This is a genomic window from Corynebacterium sp. 20-84 (assembly GCF_053479455.1).
Genome location: NZ_JBRBCB010000007.1, coordinates 72932 through 93741, shown reverse-complemented (window position 1 = coordinate 93741; position 20810 = coordinate 72932). Strand labels below are relative to the sequence as shown.

The following is a 20810-nucleotide window of genomic DNA, read 5'->3' as shown; positions in this document are numbered from 1 at the left end:
AAATTTCCGGACGCCGCGAGCGTGCTCCATGACCGAAGACCGCCGCGTTTCCAGCAGGTCCCCCGCCCCAGAATCTGCAAAACTTAAACTATGGTTACTGCAAAACATAAACTACACTTGCTGCAAAACATAAATTAGGAGGGATTGGTGTGGATACTAAACAGCTAGCAGGCCGCCGCTACCGTCCACGGATCGTCGACACTCGAGTCGAATTTTTGCTGCAGGCCAGCGGCGCCGTCATCATCGAAGGTCCGCGCGGATGCGGCAAGACGATGACCGGGTTGTACCACTGCGAGTCCTTCGCATTTGTTGACGATCCCGCCACCAACCAAGTAGCGCGACTCGTACCTGAGTCCGTGCTCGCGGGCCCGCGACCCCGGCTGCTGGACGAATGGCAGACTGCACCGGATCTGTTCAATCTCGCCCGTCGCGCCATCGACCAGGCCGGGGAGCCGGGACAGTTCATCTTGGCAGGCTCGGCTGTGCCGGCAGATGATCTCACTCGCCACACAGGCGCCGCACGGTTCCTGCGCATGCGGCAGCGCACTCTGACACTTTTTGAGAAGGCAGACTATGAGCCGGCGGTTTCTCTCGAATCGTTGTTCAACGGCGAGTCCCCACTTCCAGATGCAAAACAAATCTCCTACCAACAGGTCATCCGCGATCTGCTCCGGCCAGGTTTTCCCGGCTATCAGGACACGAACGAGCAAGTCGTGCTCACTCAATTGCGTGGTTACCTGACGGAGGCAGCCCGAGCCGACATGCAGCGGGTGGTGGATCTCCGCATCTCGCCCTTAGCGACCGAACGACTCATTGCTGCGATCGCGCGGTCAACTGCAGGCGAAGTCTCCGTGGCCACGTTACGGAAAGACCTAGATGCGGTAAGCCCGGGCATCTCGCTGCCAACGGTGAACAAGCTCTTGGACAGCTTGCAGCGCATTTTTGTCGTCGAAGCAGTCGCCGCTTGGACACCGCAGCTCCGTTCCAAGGCACGTCTGCGGGTGTCCCCGAAATACCACCTCGCAGATGCTGGACTCGCCATCGCAGCTCTGGGCGCCACCTCCGCTTCACTGGAACAAGACCCCGAGACCACTGGTCTGCTCTTCGAATCTGCCGTGATTCACGACCTTGCGGTCATGATCGAATCGTTGGGTGGAGCTATCCACCACTACCGCGACTCGAACGGGAATGAGATCGATGCAGTGCTGACACTCCCCGATGGCCGATGGGGAGCTATCGAGGTCAAGACTGGTTTCGGCGGAGTTGAGCGTGGCGCTAAATCCCTCAAGAAAGCCGTCGAAGCCATCAATCACGAAGGACGTGCACCCTCATTCACCGCCGTGATCACTGGCACAGGCATCACTGCGGAATTGGACGACGGAGTCATCACCTTTCCTCTGCACCAGCTCCGGCCTTGACAAAGGCTGGGCCAAGCAGAGCAGCCCGCGAAAACCCTTGGCATTAGTTAATGCGGGGCGTAAGCTCTTTCGAGGTTCCTATTAGCTTTACCCGAACGTATTCAGTGCAGAAGGAGTCCTTCGTGAAGAAGCGCACCGCATTCATCGCCGCAACACTTTCCGCCGCAATGGCTTTCAGCGTCGCACCGGCCGTCGCCGAGACCACCGACGTGTCCAACGCATCGACCGACACCGGCACCAACAACGATGGTGACACCACCTCCGGCAACGATGACACCACCTCCGAGACTGGCGACGACAAAGGTAAAACCAAGCCGGCACCTCCGAAGGATAAGGACGGAGACGACGACAACGGTAAAACCAAGCCGGCACCGAATAAGCCTGGGAAGGATAAGGACGAAGACGAAGAAGAGGAGGAGAACCCGAACGCCCTCGACCCGACCAAGGGCAAGTGGGACAACGGCGGTGCCAGCTCCGAAGCCGGTAAGGAAGGTCCCTTCGGCTCGTCCGGCCTGAACCGCATCTCGAACTACACCCAGAGCAACCAGTTCAAGAGCATCTCCACGATCGTGGCCCTGATCTCCGGTGTGATCACGGTGGGCTCCCAGGTGGCCGCGCTGATCATCTCTGTCTCCCCTACAGCGAAGGCTCAGTTCGACAACTTCTTGAGGAGCCTCCGCTAAGTACGGCACGGCCCCTTAGATGATGAAGGGCCGCCTCAATTGTTAAAGACTCCTCGTTCCCCTCGGAATGAATCCGTGGGGGCGAGGAGTCTTTCGCTTGCGCGTCGATAAGCGCGCTTATCGACGTCGCCTCTGCTGACCTACCCCAGCACGCCGGCGCCCATGGCTGCCTTGAGATCGCCCATGAGGCTGCCGGAGCGCTCCACCCGCAAGTGGTCACCGAGAACCATCAGCTGGGAGTGGTCCCCGTTGACGAGGTTCAAGTACACATCGGAATCACCCGGGTTATTTACCAGCACTTGCTTGAGCTTCCGGATGTTATCCATCGTGCACTGGTCGGTGCGCAATGTCAGGCGCAGCGGCAGACCAGCACCGTTGCCGGGTCCGAGCTCGGGGACCTTCACGTCGTCGCCGAACAAACTCATGCGCTCATCACGGATGGAGACGTGCGCCTTGACCAAGATGATGTTGTCCTCGACGATCTGCGGCGCGACAAGGGCGTAGACCTTGTTGAACAGCAGAACCTCCACCTGGGCACCGTTGTGGTCCTCAAGCGTGACGATCGCCCACGGTGAGCCGTCCTTCTTGGAATAGCGCCGGTCAACACCGGAGATGATGCCGCCGATGGTCACTTGGTCGCCGTGGCGCATCTCCCCGCCGAGAATCTTCGGCATCGGAGTGTCCGTCTGCGCTTCGAGTGCTTCCTCGAACCCGTCGAGCGGGTGGCCCGAGACATAAAGGCCGAGCATTTCCCGTTCGAGCGCGAGCTTGTGCTTCTTCTCCCATTCTTCTTCCGGCACATCAATGCTGAATGCGTTTGCGGCGCTGTCGTCGCCGTCGTCGCCGCCGAAGGACGAGAACAGATCGAACTGACCCTTATCAGCTGCCTTCTTCGTCGTCAGAACTGAATCGACCGCACCGTCAGAGACGAGCAGCAGCCCCTTGCGCGGATGGCCGAGCGAGTCGAATGCGCCGCCCTTGATCAGCGATTCCGTGATGCGCTTATTGCACGGCAGCAGGTCGATCTTGTCCAGGTAGTCGGAGAAACTCGTGAACGCGCCTTTGGTGCGGCGTGTCTCCATGATGGACTCCACCACTTCCACGCCGACATTGCGGATCGCGGCGAGCCCGTAGCGGATGTCTTTGTCCACAGCGAGGAAGTTCTCCTCGGACTCGTTGATATCCGGCGGCAGAACAGAAATACCCAGGTGGCGACAGTCAGCGAGGTAGATCGCGGACTTGTCTTTTTTGTCGCCGACAGAGGTCAGCAGTGCCGCCATGTACTCGGAGGCGTAATTAGCCTTCAGGTACGCCGTCCAGTACGAGACCAACGCGTAGCCAGCGGCGTGAGATTTGTTGAACGCGTAGGACGCGAATGGCTCGATCGTGCCCCACAGCGCGTCGACCGCGGACTTGGTGTAACCGTTGTCGAACATGCCCTGCGAGAATTTCTCGTACTGCTGGGCAAGCACTTCCGGCTTCTTTTTACCCATGGCCTTACGGAAGCCGTCTGCCTCACCAGCCGTGTAATTGGCTACCTTCTGGGAGATCCTCATGATCTGCTCCTGGTAGACGATGAGACCGTACGTCTCGTCGAGGATCTCGCGCAGCGGCTCCTCCAACTCCGGGTGGATCGGCGTGATCGGTTTGCGGCCGTTCTTGCGGTCTGCGTAGTCCCAGTGCGCGTTCACGCCCATCGGTCCCGGTCGGTAAAGCGCGAGCGAGGCGACAATATCGTTGAAGCCCGTCGGCTTCATGCGCTTGAGCAGCTCCTGCATGCCGCCAGAGTCAAGCTGGAACACCCCCAGGGTGTCGCCGCGAGACAAAAGCTTGTAGACACTCGGGTCATCGGTGTCCAAGCCTTCAAGGTCGAGGGTCTCGCCCCTGTTTTTCTGGATATTCTCGATCGCGTCGCCGATGACGGTCAGGTTGCGCAGACCGAGGAAGTCCATCTTCAGCAGGCCGATGGCCTCGCACGCCGGGTAATCCCAGCCAGTGATCAAGGCACCGTCAGCGGGGCGCTTCCACATCGGAATGTGGTCCATGAGCGGAACCGACGCCATGATCACTGCACAAGCGTGAACGCCCGCCTGGCGCACGACGCCTTCGAGGCCGCGGGCAGTCTCGTAGATCTTCGCCACATCCGGGTCGGTCTCGACCATGGAGCGGACCTCGGCGGCCTCCGAGTAGCGCTCGTGCTCCGGGTCGGTGATGCCGGCGAGCGGAATGTCCTTTGCCATGATCGCGGGCGGCAGTGCGGCGTTGATGCGGTCGGCCATCTGGAATCCCGGCTGGCCGAAATTGACCTTGGCGGCGTCCTTGATGGCCTGTTTGGTCTTCACTGTGCCGAAGGTGATCACCTGGGCGATCTTGTCCTCGCCCCAGTTCTCGGCGGCGTAGGTGAGCATCTCGCCGCGACGGCGGTCGTCAAAGTCGATATCGATATCCGGTGCGGAGGGACGTTCCGGGTTCAGGAACCTCTCGAAGAGCAGACCGTGCTCGATCGGGTCGATATTCGTGATCGTCAAGGCATATGCGACCAGTGCGCCCGCAGCGGAACCACGGCCCGGTCCGACACGGATGCCCACAGAGCGGGCGTGCTTGATCAGTTCAGCGACGATGAGGAAGTAGGACGGGTAGCCCTTCATGTCGATGACACCGATCTCGTAATCGGCGCGCTTCAAGTACTCCTCCGGGACTTCCTTGCCCTCGAAGCGCTCCTCCAGGCCACGGTGGACCTCCTTGCGCAGCCACGTCGTCGGGGTCTCCCCTTCCGGCACTGTCGCGATCGGCATGCGGTCGTGCGGGTGTTCTTCCCACAGCTCGCTGTAATCACCGACGCGCTCAGCAATCCAGAGAGTGTTATCGCAGCCGTCCGGCACCATATCGTCCCACGTGGCGCGCATCTGCTCAGCGGACTTGATGTAGAAGTCGGTGGCGTCGAATTTGAAGCGGTCCGGATCGAGCAGCGTCTTGCCCGTCTGGACGCACAGCATTGCCTCATGGGCTGGTGCCTGTGATTCGAGCACGTAGTGGCAATCGTTGGTGACCAGCGGCGGCAGGTCGAGCGCCTGGCCGATGCGCAACAAATCGTCGCGGACCCGGCGCTCGATGTGCAGGCCGTGGTCCATCAGCTCGAGGAAATAATTGTCCTTACCGTAGATGTCTTGCCACATCGCGGCGGCCTCGAGTGCTTGGTCGTACTGGCCGAGACGCAGGCGCGTCTGGACATCACCGGACGGGCAGCCGGTGGTGGCGATGATTCCGTCGGCATGCTCGGCGACAAGCTCTGCGTCCATGCGTGGCCACTTGCCCAGCTGCCCCTCGTAAGACGCCAAGGAGGACAGCTTGAACAGGTTGTGCAGGCCCGTGGCATTCTCCGCCAGCATCGTCTGGTGCAGGTAAGCGCCGGAGGCCGAGACGTCGTCGCCCTTCTGGTCGGGAGTGCCCCACAGCACACGCTTTTTGTTGAAGCGGGATTCCGGGGCCATATACGCCTCGATGCCGATGATCGGCTTCACGCCGGCTTCCACCATCCGGCGGTAGAACGCGTTCGAGCCGAACATATTGCCGTGGTCCGTCATGCCCACGGCGGGCATGCCCTGGCGGACGACTTCCTCGGCCAAGAGATCCACCTTGGCCATACCGTCGAGCATGGAAAACTCGGTGTGGTTGTGCAGGTGGACGAACGAGGAGTTTTTGGCCATGCCGGTAGTTTACTCGTAGCGCAAAGCGTCGATCGGCTGCATCTTGGCGGCCCTGTTCGCCGGGTACGCGCCGAAGAAAACGCCGATCGCCATGGAGAAGATCAACGAGGCAAGGACAGCGCTGATCGGAGGCCACGCCATTGGTCCGTATTCGCCACCGCCAAACATGCCGATAAAGCCGCTGGCGACCGAGCCAATGAGACCACCCAAAACGATGCCGATGATGCCGCCGAGGAGACAGACCATGACTGCCTCGACGATGAACTGGGTGCGAATGTCACGGCGGGTCGCGCCGAGCGCCTTACGCACACCGATTTCGCGGGTGCGCTCGGTGACGGTGATGAGCATGACGTTCATGACACCGATGCCACCGACGAGCAGGGAGATACCGGCAATGGAGGCGATCACAGCACTGATGGCGCCGAAGATCTTGGTGAAGGACGCGAGCTCCGCTTGCATGTCGATGACTTCGGCCTGAGCCGTCTCGCTCTTGGAGTACCACCGGTCAACGTACTTCTGGAGTTCGTCGCGGAACTCCGCCGGATCTTCGTCACCTTTGGCCTGCACGTTGAACAAATCAGTGCTCGTGATCGGCTCCGCGATACGGTCGACGGAGCTCAGTGGCACAAAGGCTTGGCCAGCAGCGGAATCCTGGCCGAAGTTGCTGGCGTCTTGCTTCTCCGCCTCGGCGACACCAACAATGGTGTAGACACCGGTCGATTCCACGCTCAGATCGATGCGCTTTCCGAGGGCGGCGGCACCGTCGCCGCCAAAGAAGGCGTCGACAAGCTCCTGCGAAACGACCGCGACCGGGCGCTGGCTGTCGATGTCCTGCTGCTCGATTGCGCGCCCGTAGGCGATCTCGACGTTGCGCACTTCCATGGACTCGCCGAGAACTGGGTGCACCTGGACCGAGGCATCCTCACCCTCGAATTTGGCATCGCCGCCGAAGCTGTCCTGAATGTCCACGCCAACGATGCGGTCGCCGAAGTGGTCCTTGAGTTCGTCCAGCTGCTCGAGCGTGACTTTGTCCGCTTCGTCGCCGACAGGCGGGCTGAAGCCGCCCGCGTCCTCGGCGCCGTCCTCGGATTCCTCGGGCTTCTCGGTGATGAACACCGCTTGCTGCGATGCGCCGATGTCCTCGAGGCCGCTGGTCACACTGTTTTGCAAGCCGCGGCCGAGCGTCATAATGATCACCACGGCCATGATGCCGATGATGATGCCCAGCAGGGTGAGGATCGAACGCATCTTGTTCGTCCGCAGACTGCCGAGCGCGAGGTTGACTGATTCACGGAATTCCATGGTTTAGACCGCTCCTCCCGAACGCACGTCCACGACGCGGCCGTCCTTCATTTCGACGATCCGGCTGGTTTCTTCCGCCAGCTCCGGGTTGTGGGTGATGAAGACGATCGCCTTGCCGTATTCCTGGTTGAGCTGGTGGAACAGATCCATCACCATGCGCCCGGTTTCGGAGTCGAGGGCGCCGGTCGGTTCGTCGGCAAGCAGCAAATCCGGGTCGTTGGCGAGGCTGCGCGCGATAGCCACGCGCTGCTTCTGGCCACCGGACAGCTCGTTGGGTGCGTGCTTGATGCGATCGCCCATGCCCACGAGTTCGAGCAATTCCGCAGCGCGCTCCTCGCGCTCCCGCTTGCCCACACCCGCGTACATCATCGGCATAGCGACGTTCTGCAGCGCGTTGATGCGGCCGACGAGGTTGAAGTTCTGGAAAATGAAACCGATATTTTCCGAGCGGTACGCGGCGAGCTCATTATCCACTTTCTGGAAAATGTCCTCACCGTTGAACGCGTACCCGCCGTGCGTCGGCTTATCCAGCATGCCGATCAAGTTCATCAATGTGGACTTGCCGCAACCGGACGGACCGACGATGGACACGAATTCTCCGTGGTCGGTGTCGAAGTCGATGCCGTGCAATACGGTCAGCTCGGTGTCTTTGCCTTGGTTGTAGGTCTTGACGATCCCGCGCATGAAGATCAGCTTGTCGGGGTCGATTTTGACCATGGCCGGCTGTTCGCCGCCGTTGATGGCAGTGCTCACAGGGCTACTCTCCCCCTACTTGTCCGATTTGTCGGACTGCTCGTCCTGATCAGCCTTGTCGTCCTTCTCACCATTGCCGGACGATCCGCGGCCGAAATTCTCGTCGTTGATGCTGAGGGTCTCGCCCACGCGGCCACGGAAATCATCCGGCCACGCGATGACGATATCGCCTTCTTTGAGATCACCGCTGGTGACCGCGATGTCGGTGTCGTTCTTCACGCCCGTTTTCACGGTGCGTTCTTCGATCGTGCCCTCGGTCGCATCCTTGTTGGCGCGGTTGAGCACGAGCACCTTGTTCTCGTCGTAGACAGCATCGCGCGGGATGCTCAGGTGGTCGCGGTCTTCCTCGGTGATGATCTCTACGCGGGCGGAACCACCCAGGCGGAGACCCTTGGTGTCACCGGTGACCTCGATCTCGACCGGGAAGCTGATGCCGGTGTCCTTCTTGCTGTTCTGGCCACCACCGCTGCCAGGGCCGCCCTGCATGGCGCGTGCGGCTGCCGCAGCACCACCGTCTTCGCCGCCGTCGGCCATCGGTGCGACGCGGCGCACCTTGCCTTCGAATTCGCGGTCGCCCGTGACAGGGGTGGTGAAGGTGACGCGGTTGCCTTCCTTCACATTTGCGATGTCGGACTCGCGCACAGTGGTCTTGATCAGGTAGCGGGAGGTATCGGCAATGGTCATGAGAGCGCCGGCGGCCGGAGAGCCTTCCTCAGCCTCGATCTTGGTCACGACACCGTTGATCGGCGAAGTGACTTCACGCTCCTGAACCTGGTGCTCGAGCATGCTGGTATCAGCGCCACCGCCGCCCGGCATGCCACCGCCCTGCGCCATCGCTTCCTGCTGTGCGAGCGCCTGCTGCTGGGCCATGGCTTCCTCTTCAGACATGCCGCCCTGGCCCGGCATTGCGCCGCCGCCACCCATCTGTGCCTGCTGCTGCAGTGCGTCCTGCGCTTCCTGTGCGCCCTGGGCGCGGCCTTGCTCGTGGGCTTCGCTCAACGCCTTTTCGATCTGCTCGCGGGACGGGCCCTTCTCTTCCGGAGCAGGTGCCGGCTGGGGTGCCGGGGCGGGGCCGGGCAGAACCTGCTTGATGCAGTCGTCGATCGTCTTGCGCGCGTCATCGACCATCCGCTTCACGTTGTTCGACGCGGCGGTCATCTCGACGGGTTCCCCGCCGGCCTGGCCCTGGCTCGTCAGCTGCTCGTTCGCCTGACGCTGGGCGTCGATTTCGCGCTCGATCGAGGAGGTGTCCATGGTGACCAGGAGCTGCCCCTGCTTCACCTTGTCGCCGACGCCGACGTGGATCTTCTCCACCGGAACCTGCAGCGTGGTGGAGATGCCAGCCTGACGAATCGGGGCGATCGAACCGTCGACGATGATGCTGTTGACCACTTCTTCCTTGGCCACGACATCGTATTCGCCAGCGCCGAGGGAGGCTCCATCTTCCTTGTCGCCGCCGCCTCCGCCCAGACCGCACGCAGTTGCGAAGAACAGGGTCGAAGCGATAGCGAGCGATGCCCCGGTTTTACGGATAGCTGACACGTCTCATCTCCTCGTTTAAGGATCGAAAATTAACCTTCAATGACCTTACACGTTCGGAAGGCCTCACCGATAGGCGCTTAACGAGCCTGAAAATTCACTGAACGTACCCCGAAAGCACCCCACACGGCATCGGGCGGAAGGGCCTCTACTGCGACGACCTTTCCGTCATCGGCGATGCCGCGCAGCACGTCTCCGGTATCGCGGACAACCACACCGGCCAGTTCCCCGTCTGTGGCGATTCGGAAGATTTCAGTTCTGTCCCGCCCTTCCTTCGGCTCGCCGACGGGTGTAAGCGGAGCATTGGGCGGAATCACGGCGTCGACTCTTCCCACGGGTTCGAGCACCGCAGACGCCTGCTCCGCGGAAGCATCAGCAGCGAAGGTCACAAGAGCGAAGACCGGCTCGTCATCCGGCGCCTCAGCCAGCGAGTGGTCTGCGCGTTCGACGTACTCTGCGAAAGTCTCGCCGTTGTCCTGCCCCAACGTGTCGCCAAGCGGGACCGATTCGAAGCGCGTGCGGGTGCCCAGCGCGGAGATGAGTGCCACGAGCACACCGGCGGCAACAGCACCGAGGATTAAGGCTGCGCCCGCCGCGAATTCACGCCGGTTCATGCGCGCAGCTTTTCGACGGCCCGTTGGAGATCCTCCGGGTACGGCGAGGTGACGTCCATCCACTTGCCGGTGCCTGGGTGGGTGAAACCGAGCCCGGTGGCGTGCAGCCACTGGCGTTTGAGTTCCAGCCGTTTGGTCAGGTTCGGATCGGAGCCGTACATCGGGTCTCCGACGCACGGGTGGCCGACCGAGGACATGTGCACGCGGATCTGGTGGGTCCGGCCGGTTTCCAGGTGGACCTCGAGCAGACTCGCTTCACGGAACGCCTCGATCACTTCGTAGTGCGTCACCGACGGCCGGCCGTCCTGCGTCACGGCGAATTTCCATCCCGAGGATGGATGGCGCCCGATCGGCGCGTCGATGGTGCCCACGATCGGATCGGGCAGACCTTGAACCACCGCGTGATACGTCTTTTCCACGGTGCGTTCTTTGAAGGCCCGCTTGAGCACTGAATAGCCGGGGATCGAATTGGCCACGACCATCACGCCGGAGGTGCCCACATCGAGGCGCTGGACGATGCCTTTGCGCTCGGGCGGACCGGCATCAGGTAGCTGGAAGCCCATGGCCACTAAGCCGCCGACGACGGTCGGGCCGTCCCACCCGAGCGTCGGGTGCGCGGCCACCCCGACGGGCTTGTCCACGACGATGACATCCTCGTCGTCGTAGAGAATCTCCAGCCCCTCTACCGGTTCGTCCTTCGGCATGGGCACGGTCTTGGGTTCCGGCAGGGTCACCTCGAGGGTCTGCCCGGGGGTGAGGCGGGTGGATTTAGGGACCACGGTGCCGTCGATAAGCACATCGAGATCCGCCGCAACCGAGCGTGACACGCCGAAGACCTTGGCCACGGCGGCGTCGACGCGCATGCCGTCGAGCCCCTCCGGAACCGTGATCGACCTGTAACCGCTGGTCATGACTCGTCCTTTTCGGCCGTGTCCTCTTCATCCTTGGCGAAAAACAGGGCGAGAATGAACACGGCAACCCCGATGTTGATGGCGGTGTCCGCGAGATTGAACACGGCGAAATCGCCGACGGAAATGTAGTCCACGACGTGACCGAACCAGAATCCCGGCGGGCGGAATAGTCGGTCGATGAGGTTGCCCAGCGCACCGCCGGCAATGAGCGCGATGCCGAGTACCTCCCAGCGGTTGTGGAGACGGTGCGCGAACACGAGCGCACCGATGACGAAGGCGAGCTGAATCGCGGTGATCAGCCAGGTGAGGTCCTGCCCCATGGAAAACGCGGCACCGGAGTTGAATAACAGCAGCCAGCGGAACCAGTCCCCGATCACCGCGACGGGCTCACCGGGGGTCAGGGTTGTGACCATGATCTGTTTGACCACCTGGTCCACGAGCCCCACGGCAACCATGATGCCGGCGACCATCGCCACGGTCCGGCGGCGAGTGGTTCCGCGGGCACTGTTGGGCTTCTGCGAAGTAGAGGTGCTCATCGTCGCCTTACTGTAGTCGGTTATGTGTGCGGTAGGTTCATTGTGTGAGCTTTATGTATCTGCAAGCAATCATGATCGCGGGCGCGCTAGGCGCTACCGCGATGCTTTCCGCGTGCTCGTCGCAGGATGCCGACCCGTTCGCGGAGGTCCCCGCATTCGATGTCGACCCGGGACGTGTCACGCTCGTCAACGCAGGCGAGGGCGATAAGAAGGTGCTCGCGTACGCGACCGAAGGCGCGGAGCAGACCACCGGGATCGAGACCATAAACGGCATCTACCAGGGCCGCGTGGCCACGGACAAGGTCGACCCCGACGCACCGGAGCCGGCCGCCACTGATGCACAGTCATTGCAGCTGGAGGCCACCAGCACCGGGGAGACCACCGACGTTGTCGCCGAAGGTTTTAGCATGCGCTGGTCCGCCGACCCGACGGGGCTGATCACCGATGTGAAGCTGCTCCCAGAAGAAGGAAGCAGCGACGAGGACCGCGAACGCCTCGAGCGCGGTTTGCTCCAGCTTCTGTCGACAATGCCGGTCTTCCCCCGCGAGGAGGTCGGCGAAGGCGCATCGTGGACGGCGGAGGCGCGAACGACTGGGCAGACCTCGATGAACCGCACGACCACTTACACGGTCACGAAAATCGAGGGATCGACGGTCACGCTCGACCTTGATATTTCGGAGGAGCTGTCACAAGGCCCCTCTAACTTCGGGCCTAACCCCGATGGGATTGAAGACGATCGCGATACAGTACAGCTCGAAACCGAAAGCACGAGCACGACATCGCAAGCGGAGATCACGGTCGACCTGACAAAACCGATCCCCGTCGCCGGCCAGAATGCCGCGACGACACGGCTGGTTTATACCGGCCAAAACCCAGACTTCAAGGTGGTCCAGGACATCACCACCGCGACACGATACGGAAAATAAGCCATCATGCCTGCCCCACTCCACATCGGACTCGACGGAATCTCGTTCACGTACCCGGACGGGCACCGCGTGCTCACGGACATCTCCTTCGCTGTGCCGTCCGGCTCCGTCACAGGACTCATCGGGGAAAACGGCGCGGGCAAGTCGACGCTCCTCGGCGTCATCTCCGGCGACCTCACCCCCACCGCAGGAACGTTGGTCACCCCGCCAGTCACGGGCTTCATCGCCCAGGAGACCTCGCTGCCGTTCACGGAACCGGCGAGCATGCTTATCGACGCCGCCGTGGACGAGCTCCGCGGCGTGGAGCGCGCCATTGCGGATCTCTCCGGCCGGATGGCGGAAGAGCCCGAGAACACGCGCTTGGCCGATGAATTCGATCTCGCACTGGCCAGGGCTGAGAATTCCGGCGTATGGGAGCTCGATGCCCGCATCGCCGCCGTCTTGGCAGGTCTCGGACTGGCCAATGTGGATCTGTCCACTCCGCTGGGAGAGATGTCCGGCGGGCAGCGCCGCCGTTTCGCTCTGGCCACTCTCCTGCTGCGCCCAGTGGACGCGATGGTGCTCGACGAGCCGACTAACCACCTCGACGATGAAGCCGTGGACTTCCTCGTCGGCGAGCTCGAATCTTTTTCCGGTCCCGTGCTCGCCGCCTCCCACGACCGTTATTTCCTCGACGCGGTCTGCGATGCACTCGTCGACCTCGACCCGGGTCTCGGTGCGGAGGGCGGTATGGGCGAAGAAACCCGCCAGGGTGCGCGTTTCAGCGGTTCCTTCAGCGATTATTTGAAGGCCCGCGAGCAGCGCCGTCAGCGCTGGGCCACCGACTATGCCGCGCAGGAACACGAACGCGAGCGACTGGAAAAAGCCGCTGAGCAGTCGGCGGAGGACATCTTCCACTCACAGGAATCGAAATCCGAGGTCCGCAAAGCCGCGAAGTTCTATGCCGACCGCGCCGCCAAGACCGTGGGCAACCGTCGCCGCGCCGCCGAGAACCGCCTCGAGGAATTGGAGCGGTACCAGATCCCTGCTCCCCCGAAGCCGCTGCGTTTCACCGGCATCCCGGAACACACCGCGACCTCCCTCGGCGTTCCCGCCGTCGTCGCGAACGAACTCGCGGTCCCTGACCGTCTCGCACCGCTGAACCTCAAAGTCCAGCCCGGCGCACAGCTCCTTGTCGAGGGCCCGAACGGCTCCGGCAAATCGACCCTGCTGAAGATTCTGGACGGCGAGCTCACCGACTATTCCGGCGAGCTCGTCATGCCGGAGGAGATGACCGTCGCCCGCCTGGAACAGGACGATTCATGGACGGACCTCTCTGTCACCGGTGCCGATATCGTGCCCGGAATCATCGACATGGGTCTCATGACATCGGCGCAGGCCGCGATGCCGCTGAAGGACCTCTCGCTCGGCCAGCGCCGCCGCGTCTCTTTGGGCAAGATCTTGTGCTCTCCGCCGGATTTGTTGCTTCTCGACGAGCCCACCAACCACCTCTCCCTCGCCTTGGCCGAGGAGCTCGAGGCCGCCCTGGTGGATTTCCCCGGCACCGTGATCATCACCAGCCACGACCGCTGGATCCGTCGCCGTTGGCGCCAGCGCATCGCCCAGAAAGACGGACGCGCCACACTTCTCACCCTGTCCACGCTGTGGACGGAAGAAGTGTGGCGCGAAGAGAACTGAAATAGGTCGTCTTGACCTATTCGTCTTACAGCGCCGGGGCCGGGGCCGCCGGGGCCTGAGCGCCGCCCTGTGCCGGGGCCTGAGCGCCGCCCTGTGCCGGTGCTTCCGGTGCGCCCGGGCCGCCCTGCGCCGGTGCCTGAGCATCCTGGCCTGCCTGGGCGTTGCACATTGCCGGGACCTGCTCCGGAGTCACCGTGTTGGTGATCAGGGTGCAGGCCCAGGACTGGGACAGCTTCCACGTGTCATCTTCGAAGATGAAGGAGACGTTCTCAGCCACAGACGGGCCCTGGTCCGGCTGCGTGAAGTTCACGGCGGCGAGGACCTCGTTCGGGGTGTAACCCGGCAGGATCGGTTCGACGACCTGGAAGTCCGCGCCGGACTCCTTCTTTGCCTGCGTCATGACGTCGAAGAGCTCACGGGCGTTCTCGCCGCCCTGAACCGTCTTCACGCGCTCTTCCATCGGCAGTTCCGGGTTGGTGGCACGTGCGAGCACCTCGTTGAGCTGCTCAGCCGTCGGTTTCTCAGCAGCCGGGGCGGCCTGCTGCGAAGCCGTGTTGGTCTCGGTGGCAGTGTCCGAGTCGGATCCGGTCTCGTCGTTCGAGCACGCCGCGAGGGTCATTGCGGCGCCGAACGCAGCCGCGATGGCGGCGAATTTCCGTGCGGTGATCGGTGCGTTCATTTATCTCTCCTTGAATTCCGTTAACTGGCCTAACGTTACCGGCGCTGGTTGGTTAAGGACTAATCGGCGCGCCTAATCTGAAGTTCATGAATGCGTTAGAAATCGCTGTGGTCGCCACTGGAGGAACCATCGCCTGCGAGGCAGACGAGACCGGCGCGCTCGTGCCCCGCCGCACTGCCGCAGAGCTGATCGAATCCGCCGGTATCACTGCGCCGTGCCGTCCAGTCGACATCCGCGCCTTGGATTCGTCGTCGATGACTCTGGCGGATGTCGATGCTCTCATCGCCACCGTTCACAAGCAGCTCGCCGATCCGTCCGTCGCCGGCGTCGTGGTCACCCACGGCACCGATTCGCTGGCGGAGACCGCTTTTGCGCTCGATCTCTTCCACACGAACCCGGCTAAGCCGGTCGTGGTCACTGGTGCACAGCGCGCCGCCGATGCCGACGCCCCCGACGGGCCAGGCAATCTGCGTGCTGCCGCGGATTACATCTCTGGAGCTGTCTCAGGCGACGCCGCTGACCGCCGCCGCGCTTCTGGCGTCGTCGTGGCATTCGGCGGCAGCATCACCCCGGCGCGGGGCTTAGTCAAGGCGGACACACACGCACTGGATGCCTTCCGCCCCACCACCGGATCGACCGGCGACGAGAATCCGCCTCGCCCCGCTCCGATCCAGCCTGTGCGGCTTGCCGGAATGAAAATCCCGATCGTGGCCGGGTGGGCCGGCGCCGACGGGGACATCGTCGACGCGGTGATCGGGATGGCCCCCGACGGCATCGTGGTCGAGGGCATGGGCTCCGGCAATGTCTCGGAGCAGATGGGCCAGGCGCTGCACCGTGCACTGGACGCCGGGATTCCAGTGGTGGTCACCACCGTCGTGCCGCACGGCAAGGTGGAATTCGCCTATGGCGGTGCCGGCGGCGGCGCAACGCTCGGGGACCGCGGCGCGATTCCAGCCGGGTGGTTGCGCGCCGGTCAGGCACGTATCGCCCTCGCCGCGGCGCTATCGGCAGGTATCGACCCGCGCACGCTTATCGACGGCTCAGGCGCCACACCACCGCACCAGCAATGATGACGACGCTGCCCAGGATGATCCACAGGCTCACCGGCATCTGACGGGCACCGTCATCAGCCGTCATGGTGTCGGCACCGGAAACAGCCTCAGATCCTTCTTCGCCGGATGCTGCTTCTTCGCCTGCTGCGGCCTCCCCCGATGCTGTTTCTTCACCGGCAACGGTCTTTTCGATCCACTCGGCCTGGTCCGCTACCGGGGACACGGCCACCTTCGGGTTGCTCATCAGGTCTTCCTCGGACGGGTTGTCAGGGTCATCGAAAAGCCCGGCAGACATCACAGCCGCGACCTTCCCGTCGGCGAAGATCGGTCCGCCCGAGTCGCCGCCCTGGATGCGCGCGCCGTTTTTCAGCGAGACCACGGCGGCCGACGGGGCGTCGAAAAGCGCGGGTGCTTGATCGCCGGCCGCGGTATCGGCATCGCCCTTCGCGACGGGCAGGGTCTTCGAACCGCCGGTGCCCTCCGAGGACCAGCCGTACACCGTGACCTCCCCGTTTTTCAGTTCGTCATGGGAGACCTCAGCGAAGTGCTCGAGCTGCATCGGCTCTTCGGTGTGCACCAGGCCGATATCGCCGCGGGGTGCCTTCTCCCAGCGGTCGACTTTGTACATGCGCTGATGGTCGCCCTCCCCGGTGCGGACCGTGCCGCCGGGTTTGTTGAACATCTCCATGCAGTGGCGCGCGGTGACCACCCAGTGCGGGGCGATCGCGGTGCCGGTGCAGCTGCCGTCATCCGGCTCCCCGTCTTCCATGCGCAGCGAGACGACAGCGCCGGCTTCCGGGGTCGAACCAGCCATGTCTTTGCTGTCCAGTGCCCACGCAGGTGTCGGCGACACCAGCACAGCAGTCAGTGCGAGGGCGGCAATGCGACTATGAGTACGAGTGAGTTTCATGATTCTCCTTCAAAGAGTTCTACGAGGTTGATGCCGGCTTTGGCACCAGAGCTGTGATTCGGTCGATGCACCAGCGCATCGCCCCTTCCATCGGTCCGCGGCGGAAGAAGGCCTCCCACGCGACGGCGAAGACAGCGGCGATGATGACGCTGACGGTGAAGCTCAGCCACTGGGCGCTGAGCATGTGCAGGCAGTAGATGGTGAGCGACATCGAGCCGAGCGGCTGCATCATCCACGACCGCGGGACAAAACTGCACAGGCCCAGCACGGCGAGCGACATCCCGACCGAACCGGCAATATCCAGCAGCCCGCCGGTGTGCCCGTTCGGCTCCAGCCATGCGGACGGCACGATGAAGTTCAGTCGCACGACCACCACGAGCACGGCGATAACGGCGCCAGCCACAGCCGCAACAACAGTGGCTGTGCGCGACGGCAAAACACGTTCTTCGGCGACCATTCCCGCGGTCATCAACGCCGCCCACATCAGCAGCGGATACGGCGGGCCGAACAGCGACCATGGTTCGAGACCGAACTGGTAGATCAGCCCCGAGGCCACCGACAGCGCCACGCACAGCGCGAGTTTCGCGCGCACGTCCCAGCCAGTGATCCACCCGAGCGCGATCATGGACATGCCAATGGGAAGCAGGACGACGGTGATCTCGCCCGCAAACGGCACGAGCGCAAAGTGCAGCGCGATGAGCAGCACACCGCGAACGGTGAACTGCAGCGGCCCCGCGGAACGCGCCATGAGCTTCATGGACACGCCCGCCAGGAACGCGAACAACGCCGCGGGAAATCCGTACAGCAACTGACCGGTGATCCCGAGGGTGTTCGCGCCCGTCGTCGTCAAGTGCGCGGCCATCATCGCGATGAGCGCGACCGCGCGGCACACATCGATTCCTACAATCCGTTTTGGCATGCTTCGCACGCTATTCAGGGCGATGTTGCGAGAGCGTTAAGATCACAAAACATGACCGCGCGCGTACTCATCGTCGAAGACGAGACCTTCCTCGCCGACGCTATAACGACCGCGTTGAGCAGGGAGAATTTCGACGCTTCCGCGCTTTACGACGGCACCTCAGCTCTGACCCACCTCACCTCCCACGCCGCAGATGTGGATGTCGTGGTTCTCGACCGCGACCTACCCGGCGTGCACGGCGATGAGATCTGCGCCCGGATCGTCGCCGACTACCCGCATATCCGGGTGCTCATGCTCACCGCCGCCGGGACATTGGACGACCGCTTGAGCGGCTTCGAGCTCGGCGCCGACGACTACCTGCTCAAGCCTTTCGAGCTGCCCGAGCTCATCGCCCGCGTGACCGCTCTGTCGCGCCGCTCCTCCCCGCAGCGCAATTCAGTGCTGGTGTGCGGCGACGTGCGTCTCGACGAGACCCGCAAGCGCGTCATGCGCGCCGGTAACGAGATCAACCTGTCCCCCAAAGAATTCGCCGTCCTCAAAGTCCTCATGGAGGCCGGCGGCGCGGTGCTCTCGGCCGAAGAGTTGCTCGAGGAAGCGTGGGACGCCAACGCCGATCCCTTCACCAACTCACCGCGCGTGACCATTTCGTATCTGCGGCGCAAGCTCGGCGAACCATGGATCATTCACACTCTGCCTGGCGAAGGGTATTTCGCCGCCGACCCCGCGGAGATGGACTCATGAAAAAAGCGTTGAGTCTGCGCGCCCGCATCACTTTGCTATTCGTGCTCACCGTCGCCGGTGTCGGTGGCATTCTCATCGCGGTGATGTACGCCTATCTGAAGCTCACTCCGGTGCCGTTCGAAGCAGTCTTCCCCGACGATGCGGCGATCAGCGGTGCCGTTCCTGTCACAGACGACATTTTGAAGGTCGTGCTCACGGTGTCGCTGACCACGCTGGCTGTTCTCACCGTGTTGGCTGGCGCGATCGGCTGGTTCGTCGCTGGCTGGGCGATCACTCCCTTGACCGGTATCGCGCAATCTGCACGTCAGGTCACCGCCGGGAACTTGGACCAACGCACGGGCTATGCCGGCGCTAACGACGAGGTCGGCGACCTTGCCAATGCACTCGACACCATGCTGGATTCACTCGCCGCTTCCATTGCCAGCCAGCAGCGTTTCTCTGCCAATGCGTCGCATGAACTGAAAACGCCCATCGCCACCATTCAGACCGTCGCCGACGTGGCGCTTGCCCCCGAAGCCGGCGAAGACGAGATGCGCGCGGCGCTCTCCCAGATTCGCACCGTGAACGCGCGCAGCTCCGAAACCGTCTCCGCTCTGCTCGACCTCGCACGCGCCCAGACGCCAAATGTGTCGGTCTTCGACCTCGCCGATGCGCTGCCCGTCTCCGCGATCACCTCCACGACCGACACAGAAAGCTCTCACGGCGATGCACCAGTCACCGTCGCCGGCGACCCTGTTCTCATTCGCCAAGCAGTGGACAACCTGCTGCGCAATGCGCACGCGCACGGGACGGAGGGAACTACACAACTGCGTCTGTTCAACGACGCGAACACGGCGGTCATCGAAGTGTCTAACGGCGGGCCCGAATTGAGCGCGGAGCAGTTGAACCAGCTCAAAGAACCTTTCGCTCGCGGTGCGAACCGAGTAGCCGGGCCTGGTCACGGTCTCGGACTCGCGCTTGTGGACGCCATTGCTACCTCCCACCACGGCTACCTCGATCTCACCCCGCGCCGTGGCGGAGGTGTCATCGCCCGGCTCAGCCTTCCGGGTTCGGCTCACCCGGCGCCGGGGCATCGTCCATCTGGGCCGGAGCATCCTCAGTCGTAGCCAGCCAGTCCTCCCATGCCAACGACGCGACAGGGTCGGCGGGGCTCAAATCGGGATCGTCCGCGCGGAGGTTCTTCACCGGGCCAGGACCCGTCGCGCGGGTCTCGAACCGTACGGTGACGAACCCGTGACCCGCTCCTTGAATCCAGCCGTGGCCGAATTCGGAGTGGTGGACATCCTGCGTCGCCGCCCACGCGCGGGTGCCGGTGGGCATGACCGGAAGGATCTCCCCCGTCTGCGGCTCGGGCAAATTCGCCCGGTCAAGCTCCGGGAAGAGCACTTCTTGCATGACGGTCTCTAAACCGGAAAATCCCACACCGACGAGACGGATCGGTCCGAGCTCGTCCGGGTAGCGGGCGATGCGGAACGCCGCCGCCGTGAGCGTGTCTATGTCATCAGTGGCGTAGGTCAAAGTGCTGGAGCGCGATTCGATGTGGAAATCAGCCATCTTGAGTTTGACGGTGACGGTGCGGGCACCGCGGCCGTCGATAAGCAACCGCTTATGCGCTCCTTCCGCCGCGCGTCTGATGGCAGCCTCGACCTCGCTCTTCGTTGTCAGGTCGCGCGGGTAGGTGTGTTCGGCGGAGATCTGCTTCGACTCTGCCCGCGGCGCGACTTCGCGATCGTCGATGCCGCGAGCCAGCGTCCACAGCTGCTTCGCCACGACCCCGCCCAGCGCCACTTCCACTTCACGCTCGCTCATGGCCGCGAAATCGCCGATGGTCTCCACCCCGATGCCGGTGAGCTTATTCGCGGTCACGGGCCCGACACCCCACAATTCGCCGACGGGTAGCGGGTGAAGGATCTCCGTTTGTTTCTCCCGCGGAATGATGAATGTGCCGTCCGGCTTTGCGAGACCGGACCCGATCTTCGCGTACTGCTTGCCTGTTCCCGCCCCGATGGAGCTGGGCAGGCCTGTCTCCCGGCGGATCTCCTCGCGAAGATTATCCGCCCACTTTTTGACCTCGACGGGGGACGCTCCCGCGAGTTCGCGCGGTTCGAGGAACGCCTCGTCGATGGAAAGCTGTTCCACGACATCCACTCTGCGCGCGATGATCCCGAAGACCCGGCGCGATGCCGTGGTGTACACCGGCCGACGCGGCGTGACCAGCACGGCTTTCGGCCCGACGAGTTGGACCGCGCGGTACGTCGGCATCGCCGAATGCGCTCCGTATTTACGCGCTTCGTAGCTCGCTCCCGCGACCACTCCGCGCCCGGTCACCCCGGCGACCAACACCGGCCGACCCTGCAGTGTCGGACGAGTCAGCTGCTCGCAGGACGCGTAGAACGCGTCCATGTCGATGTGCAGCACCCAGCGATTCATAGCCACTCCAGCG

General features: G+C 63.1%; 18 protein-coding genes. 7 read left to right on the top strand and 11 right to left on the bottom strand.

The features are described 5' to 3' along the window. Window positions 1-149 precede the first annotated feature (149 nt). A complete protein-coding gene (locus tag ACUY2Y_RS06830; RefSeq protein WP_448325357.1) occupies window positions 150-1418 on the top strand; it encodes an ATP-binding protein in 1269 nt (422 codons plus the stop codon). Between the two features lie 122 nt (window positions 1419-1540). Beyond that, on the top strand, window positions 1541-2101 hold the full coding sequence (locus ACUY2Y_RS06825) for a hypothetical protein (protein ID WP_448325356.1): 561 nt from the start codon (window positions 1541-1543) through the stop codon (window positions 2099-2101). A 140-nt stretch (window positions 2102-2241) separates the two neighbouring features. Here the strand turns inward: ACUY2Y_RS06825 and dnaE are convergent, their stop codons facing one another. The 7 genes from dnaE to lspA form a co-directional block, all read right to left on the bottom strand. Continuing rightward, window positions 2242-5808, bottom strand: a complete 3567-nt coding sequence (gene dnaE, locus ACUY2Y_RS06820) for a DNA polymerase III subunit alpha (RefSeq protein WP_448325355.1) — start codon at window positions 5806-5808, stop codon at window positions 2242-2244. Between the two features lie 9 nt (window positions 5809-5817). Further along, entirely contained in the window at window positions 5818-7110 is a 1293-nt protein-coding gene (locus tag ACUY2Y_RS06815) for an ABC transporter permease (protein ID WP_448325354.1), read from the bottom strand. A 3-nt stretch (window positions 7111-7113) separates the two neighbouring features. Further along, window positions 7114-7827 (bottom strand): ABC transporter ATP-binding protein, encoded by a 714-nt coding sequence (locus ACUY2Y_RS06810; protein WP_448325408.1) that lies wholly within the window; start codon window positions 7825-7827, stop codon window positions 7114-7116. Between the two features lie 51 nt (window positions 7828-7878). After that, on the bottom strand, window positions 7879-9405 hold the full coding sequence (locus ACUY2Y_RS06805) for an efflux RND transporter periplasmic adaptor subunit (protein ID WP_448325353.1): 1527 nt from the start codon (window positions 9403-9405) through the stop codon (window positions 7879-7881). Window positions 9406-9482: 77 nt separating this feature from the next. Next, window positions 9483-10016, bottom strand: coding sequence for a hypothetical protein (locus ACUY2Y_RS06800; RefSeq protein ID WP_448325352.1), 534 nt, complete (start codon window positions 10014-10016; stop codon window positions 9483-9485). Next, a complete protein-coding gene (locus ACUY2Y_RS06795; RefSeq protein ID WP_259901880.1) occupies window positions 10013-10927 on the bottom strand; it encodes an RluA family pseudouridine synthase in 915 nt (304 codons plus the stop codon). The genes ACUY2Y_RS06800 and ACUY2Y_RS06795 overlap by 4 nt, the downstream gene beginning before the upstream one ends. Next, on the bottom strand, window positions 10924-11463 hold the full coding sequence (gene lspA, locus ACUY2Y_RS06790; protein WP_296148179.1) for a signal peptidase II: 540 nt from the start codon (window positions 11461-11463) through the stop codon (window positions 10924-10926). Before lspA ends, ACUY2Y_RS06795 begins: the two co-directional genes overlap by 4 nt. A 44-nt stretch (window positions 11464-11507) precedes the next feature. On the opposite strand from lspA, the gene ACUY2Y_RS06785 reads away from it, so the two are divergent. Continuing rightward, a complete protein-coding gene (locus ACUY2Y_RS06785) occupies window positions 11508-12389 on the top strand; it encodes a hypothetical protein (RefSeq protein ID WP_448325351.1) in 882 nt (293 codons plus the stop codon). A 6-nt stretch (window positions 12390-12395) separates the two neighbouring features. Next, window positions 12396-14066, top strand: a complete 1671-nt coding sequence (locus ACUY2Y_RS06780; protein WP_448325350.1) for an ABC-F family ATP-binding cassette domain-containing protein — start codon at window positions 12396-12398, stop codon at window positions 14064-14066. 25 nt (window positions 14067-14091) lie between these two features. Here the strand turns inward: ACUY2Y_RS06780 and ACUY2Y_RS06775 are convergent, their stop codons facing one another. Further along, entirely contained in the window at window positions 14092-14733 is a 642-nt protein-coding gene (locus ACUY2Y_RS06775) for a hypothetical protein (RefSeq protein WP_448325407.1), read from the bottom strand. Window positions 14734-14831: 98 nt separating this feature from the next. Between ACUY2Y_RS06775 and ACUY2Y_RS06770 the strand changes: the two genes are divergently transcribed. Then, window positions 14832-15815: an asparaginase gene (locus tag ACUY2Y_RS06770; protein ID WP_448325349.1), complete on the top strand. Its 984-nt coding sequence runs from the start codon at window positions 14832-14834 to the stop codon at window positions 15813-15815. Here ACUY2Y_RS06770 and ACUY2Y_RS06765 read toward each other — a convergent pair. Together ACUY2Y_RS06765 and ACUY2Y_RS06760 are read right to left on the bottom strand one after the other, a co-directional pair. Further along, window positions 15775-16707 carry a trypsin-like serine protease gene (locus ACUY2Y_RS06765; RefSeq protein WP_448325348.1) on the bottom strand — a complete coding sequence of 311 codons (933 nt, stop codon included), beginning with the start codon at window positions 16705-16707 and terminating at the stop codon, window positions 15775-15777. The two genes, ACUY2Y_RS06770 and ACUY2Y_RS06765, sit on opposite strands and share 41 nt — an antisense overlap. A gap of 19 nt (window positions 16708-16726) precedes the next feature. Continuing rightward, a complete protein-coding gene (locus ACUY2Y_RS06760) occupies window positions 16727-17626 on the bottom strand; it encodes a DUF418 domain-containing protein (protein WP_448325347.1) in 900 nt (299 codons plus the stop codon). 51 nt (window positions 17627-17677) lie between these two features. Between ACUY2Y_RS06760 and ACUY2Y_RS06755 the strand changes: the two genes are divergently transcribed. Further along, a complete protein-coding gene (locus ACUY2Y_RS06755; RefSeq protein ID WP_448325346.1) occupies window positions 17678-18367 on the top strand; it encodes a response regulator transcription factor in 690 nt (229 codons plus the stop codon). Further along, a complete protein-coding gene (locus ACUY2Y_RS06750) occupies window positions 18364-19473 on the top strand; it encodes a sensor histidine kinase (protein WP_448325345.1) in 1110 nt (369 codons plus the stop codon). Before ACUY2Y_RS06755 ends, ACUY2Y_RS06750 begins: the two co-directional genes overlap by 4 nt. Here ACUY2Y_RS06750 and ACUY2Y_RS06745 read toward each other — a convergent pair. Continuing rightward, window positions 19403-20797, bottom strand: coding sequence for a DNA polymerase IV (locus ACUY2Y_RS06745; RefSeq protein ID WP_448325344.1), 1395 nt, complete (start codon window positions 20795-20797; stop codon window positions 19403-19405). The genes ACUY2Y_RS06750 and ACUY2Y_RS06745 overlap by 71 nt on opposite strands. Window positions 20798-20810 lie beyond the last annotated feature (13 nt).

Bases quoted from the DNA above. Each gene is read 5' to 3' on its own strand.
- dnaE (WP_448325355.1), bottom strand. From the start codon at position 5,808: ATGGCCAAAAACTCCTCGTTCGTCCACCTGCACAACCACACCGAGTTT.
- ACUY2Y_RS06815 (WP_448325354.1), bottom strand. From the start codon at position 7,110: ATGGAATTCCGTGAATCAGTCAACCTCGCGCTCGGCAGTCTGCGGACG.
- ACUY2Y_RS06810 (WP_448325408.1), bottom strand. From the start codon at position 7,827: ATGGTCAAAATCGACCCCGACAAGCTGATCTTCATGCGCGGGATCGTC.
- ACUY2Y_RS06800 (WP_448325352.1), bottom strand. From the start codon at position 10,016: ATGAACCGGCGTGAATTCGCGGCGGGCGCAGCCTTAATCCTCGGTGCT.
- ACUY2Y_RS06795 (WP_259901880.1), bottom strand. From the start codon at position 10,927: ATGACCAGCGGTTACAGGTCGATCACGGTTCCGGAGGGGCTCGACGGC.
- lspA (WP_296148179.1), bottom strand. From the start codon at position 11,463: ATGAGCACCTCTACTTCGCAGAAGCCCAACAGTGCCCGCGGAACCACT.
- ACUY2Y_RS06780 (WP_448325350.1), top strand. From the start codon at position 12,396: ATGCCTGCCCCACTCCACATCGGACTCGACGGAATCTCGTTCACGTAC.
- ACUY2Y_RS06770 (WP_448325349.1), top strand. From the start codon at position 14,832: ATGAATGCGTTAGAAATCGCTGTGGTCGCCACTGGAGGAACCATCGCC.
- ACUY2Y_RS06765 (WP_448325348.1), bottom strand. From the start codon at position 16,707: ATGAAACTCACTCGTACTCATAGTCGCATTGCCGCCCTCGCACTGACT.
- ACUY2Y_RS06760 (WP_448325347.1), bottom strand. From the start codon at position 17,626: ATGCCAAAACGGATTGTAGGAATCGATGTGTGCCGCGCGGTCGCGCTC.
- ACUY2Y_RS06755 (WP_448325346.1), top strand. From the start codon at position 17,678: ATGACCGCGCGCGTACTCATCGTCGAAGACGAGACCTTCCTCGCCGAC.
- ACUY2Y_RS06750 (WP_448325345.1), top strand. From the start codon at position 18,364: ATGAAAAAAGCGTTGAGTCTGCGCGCCCGCATCACTTTGCTATTCGTG.
- ACUY2Y_RS06745 (WP_448325344.1), bottom strand. From the start codon at position 20,797: ATGAATCGCTGGGTGCTGCACATCGACATGGACGCGTTCTACGCGTCC.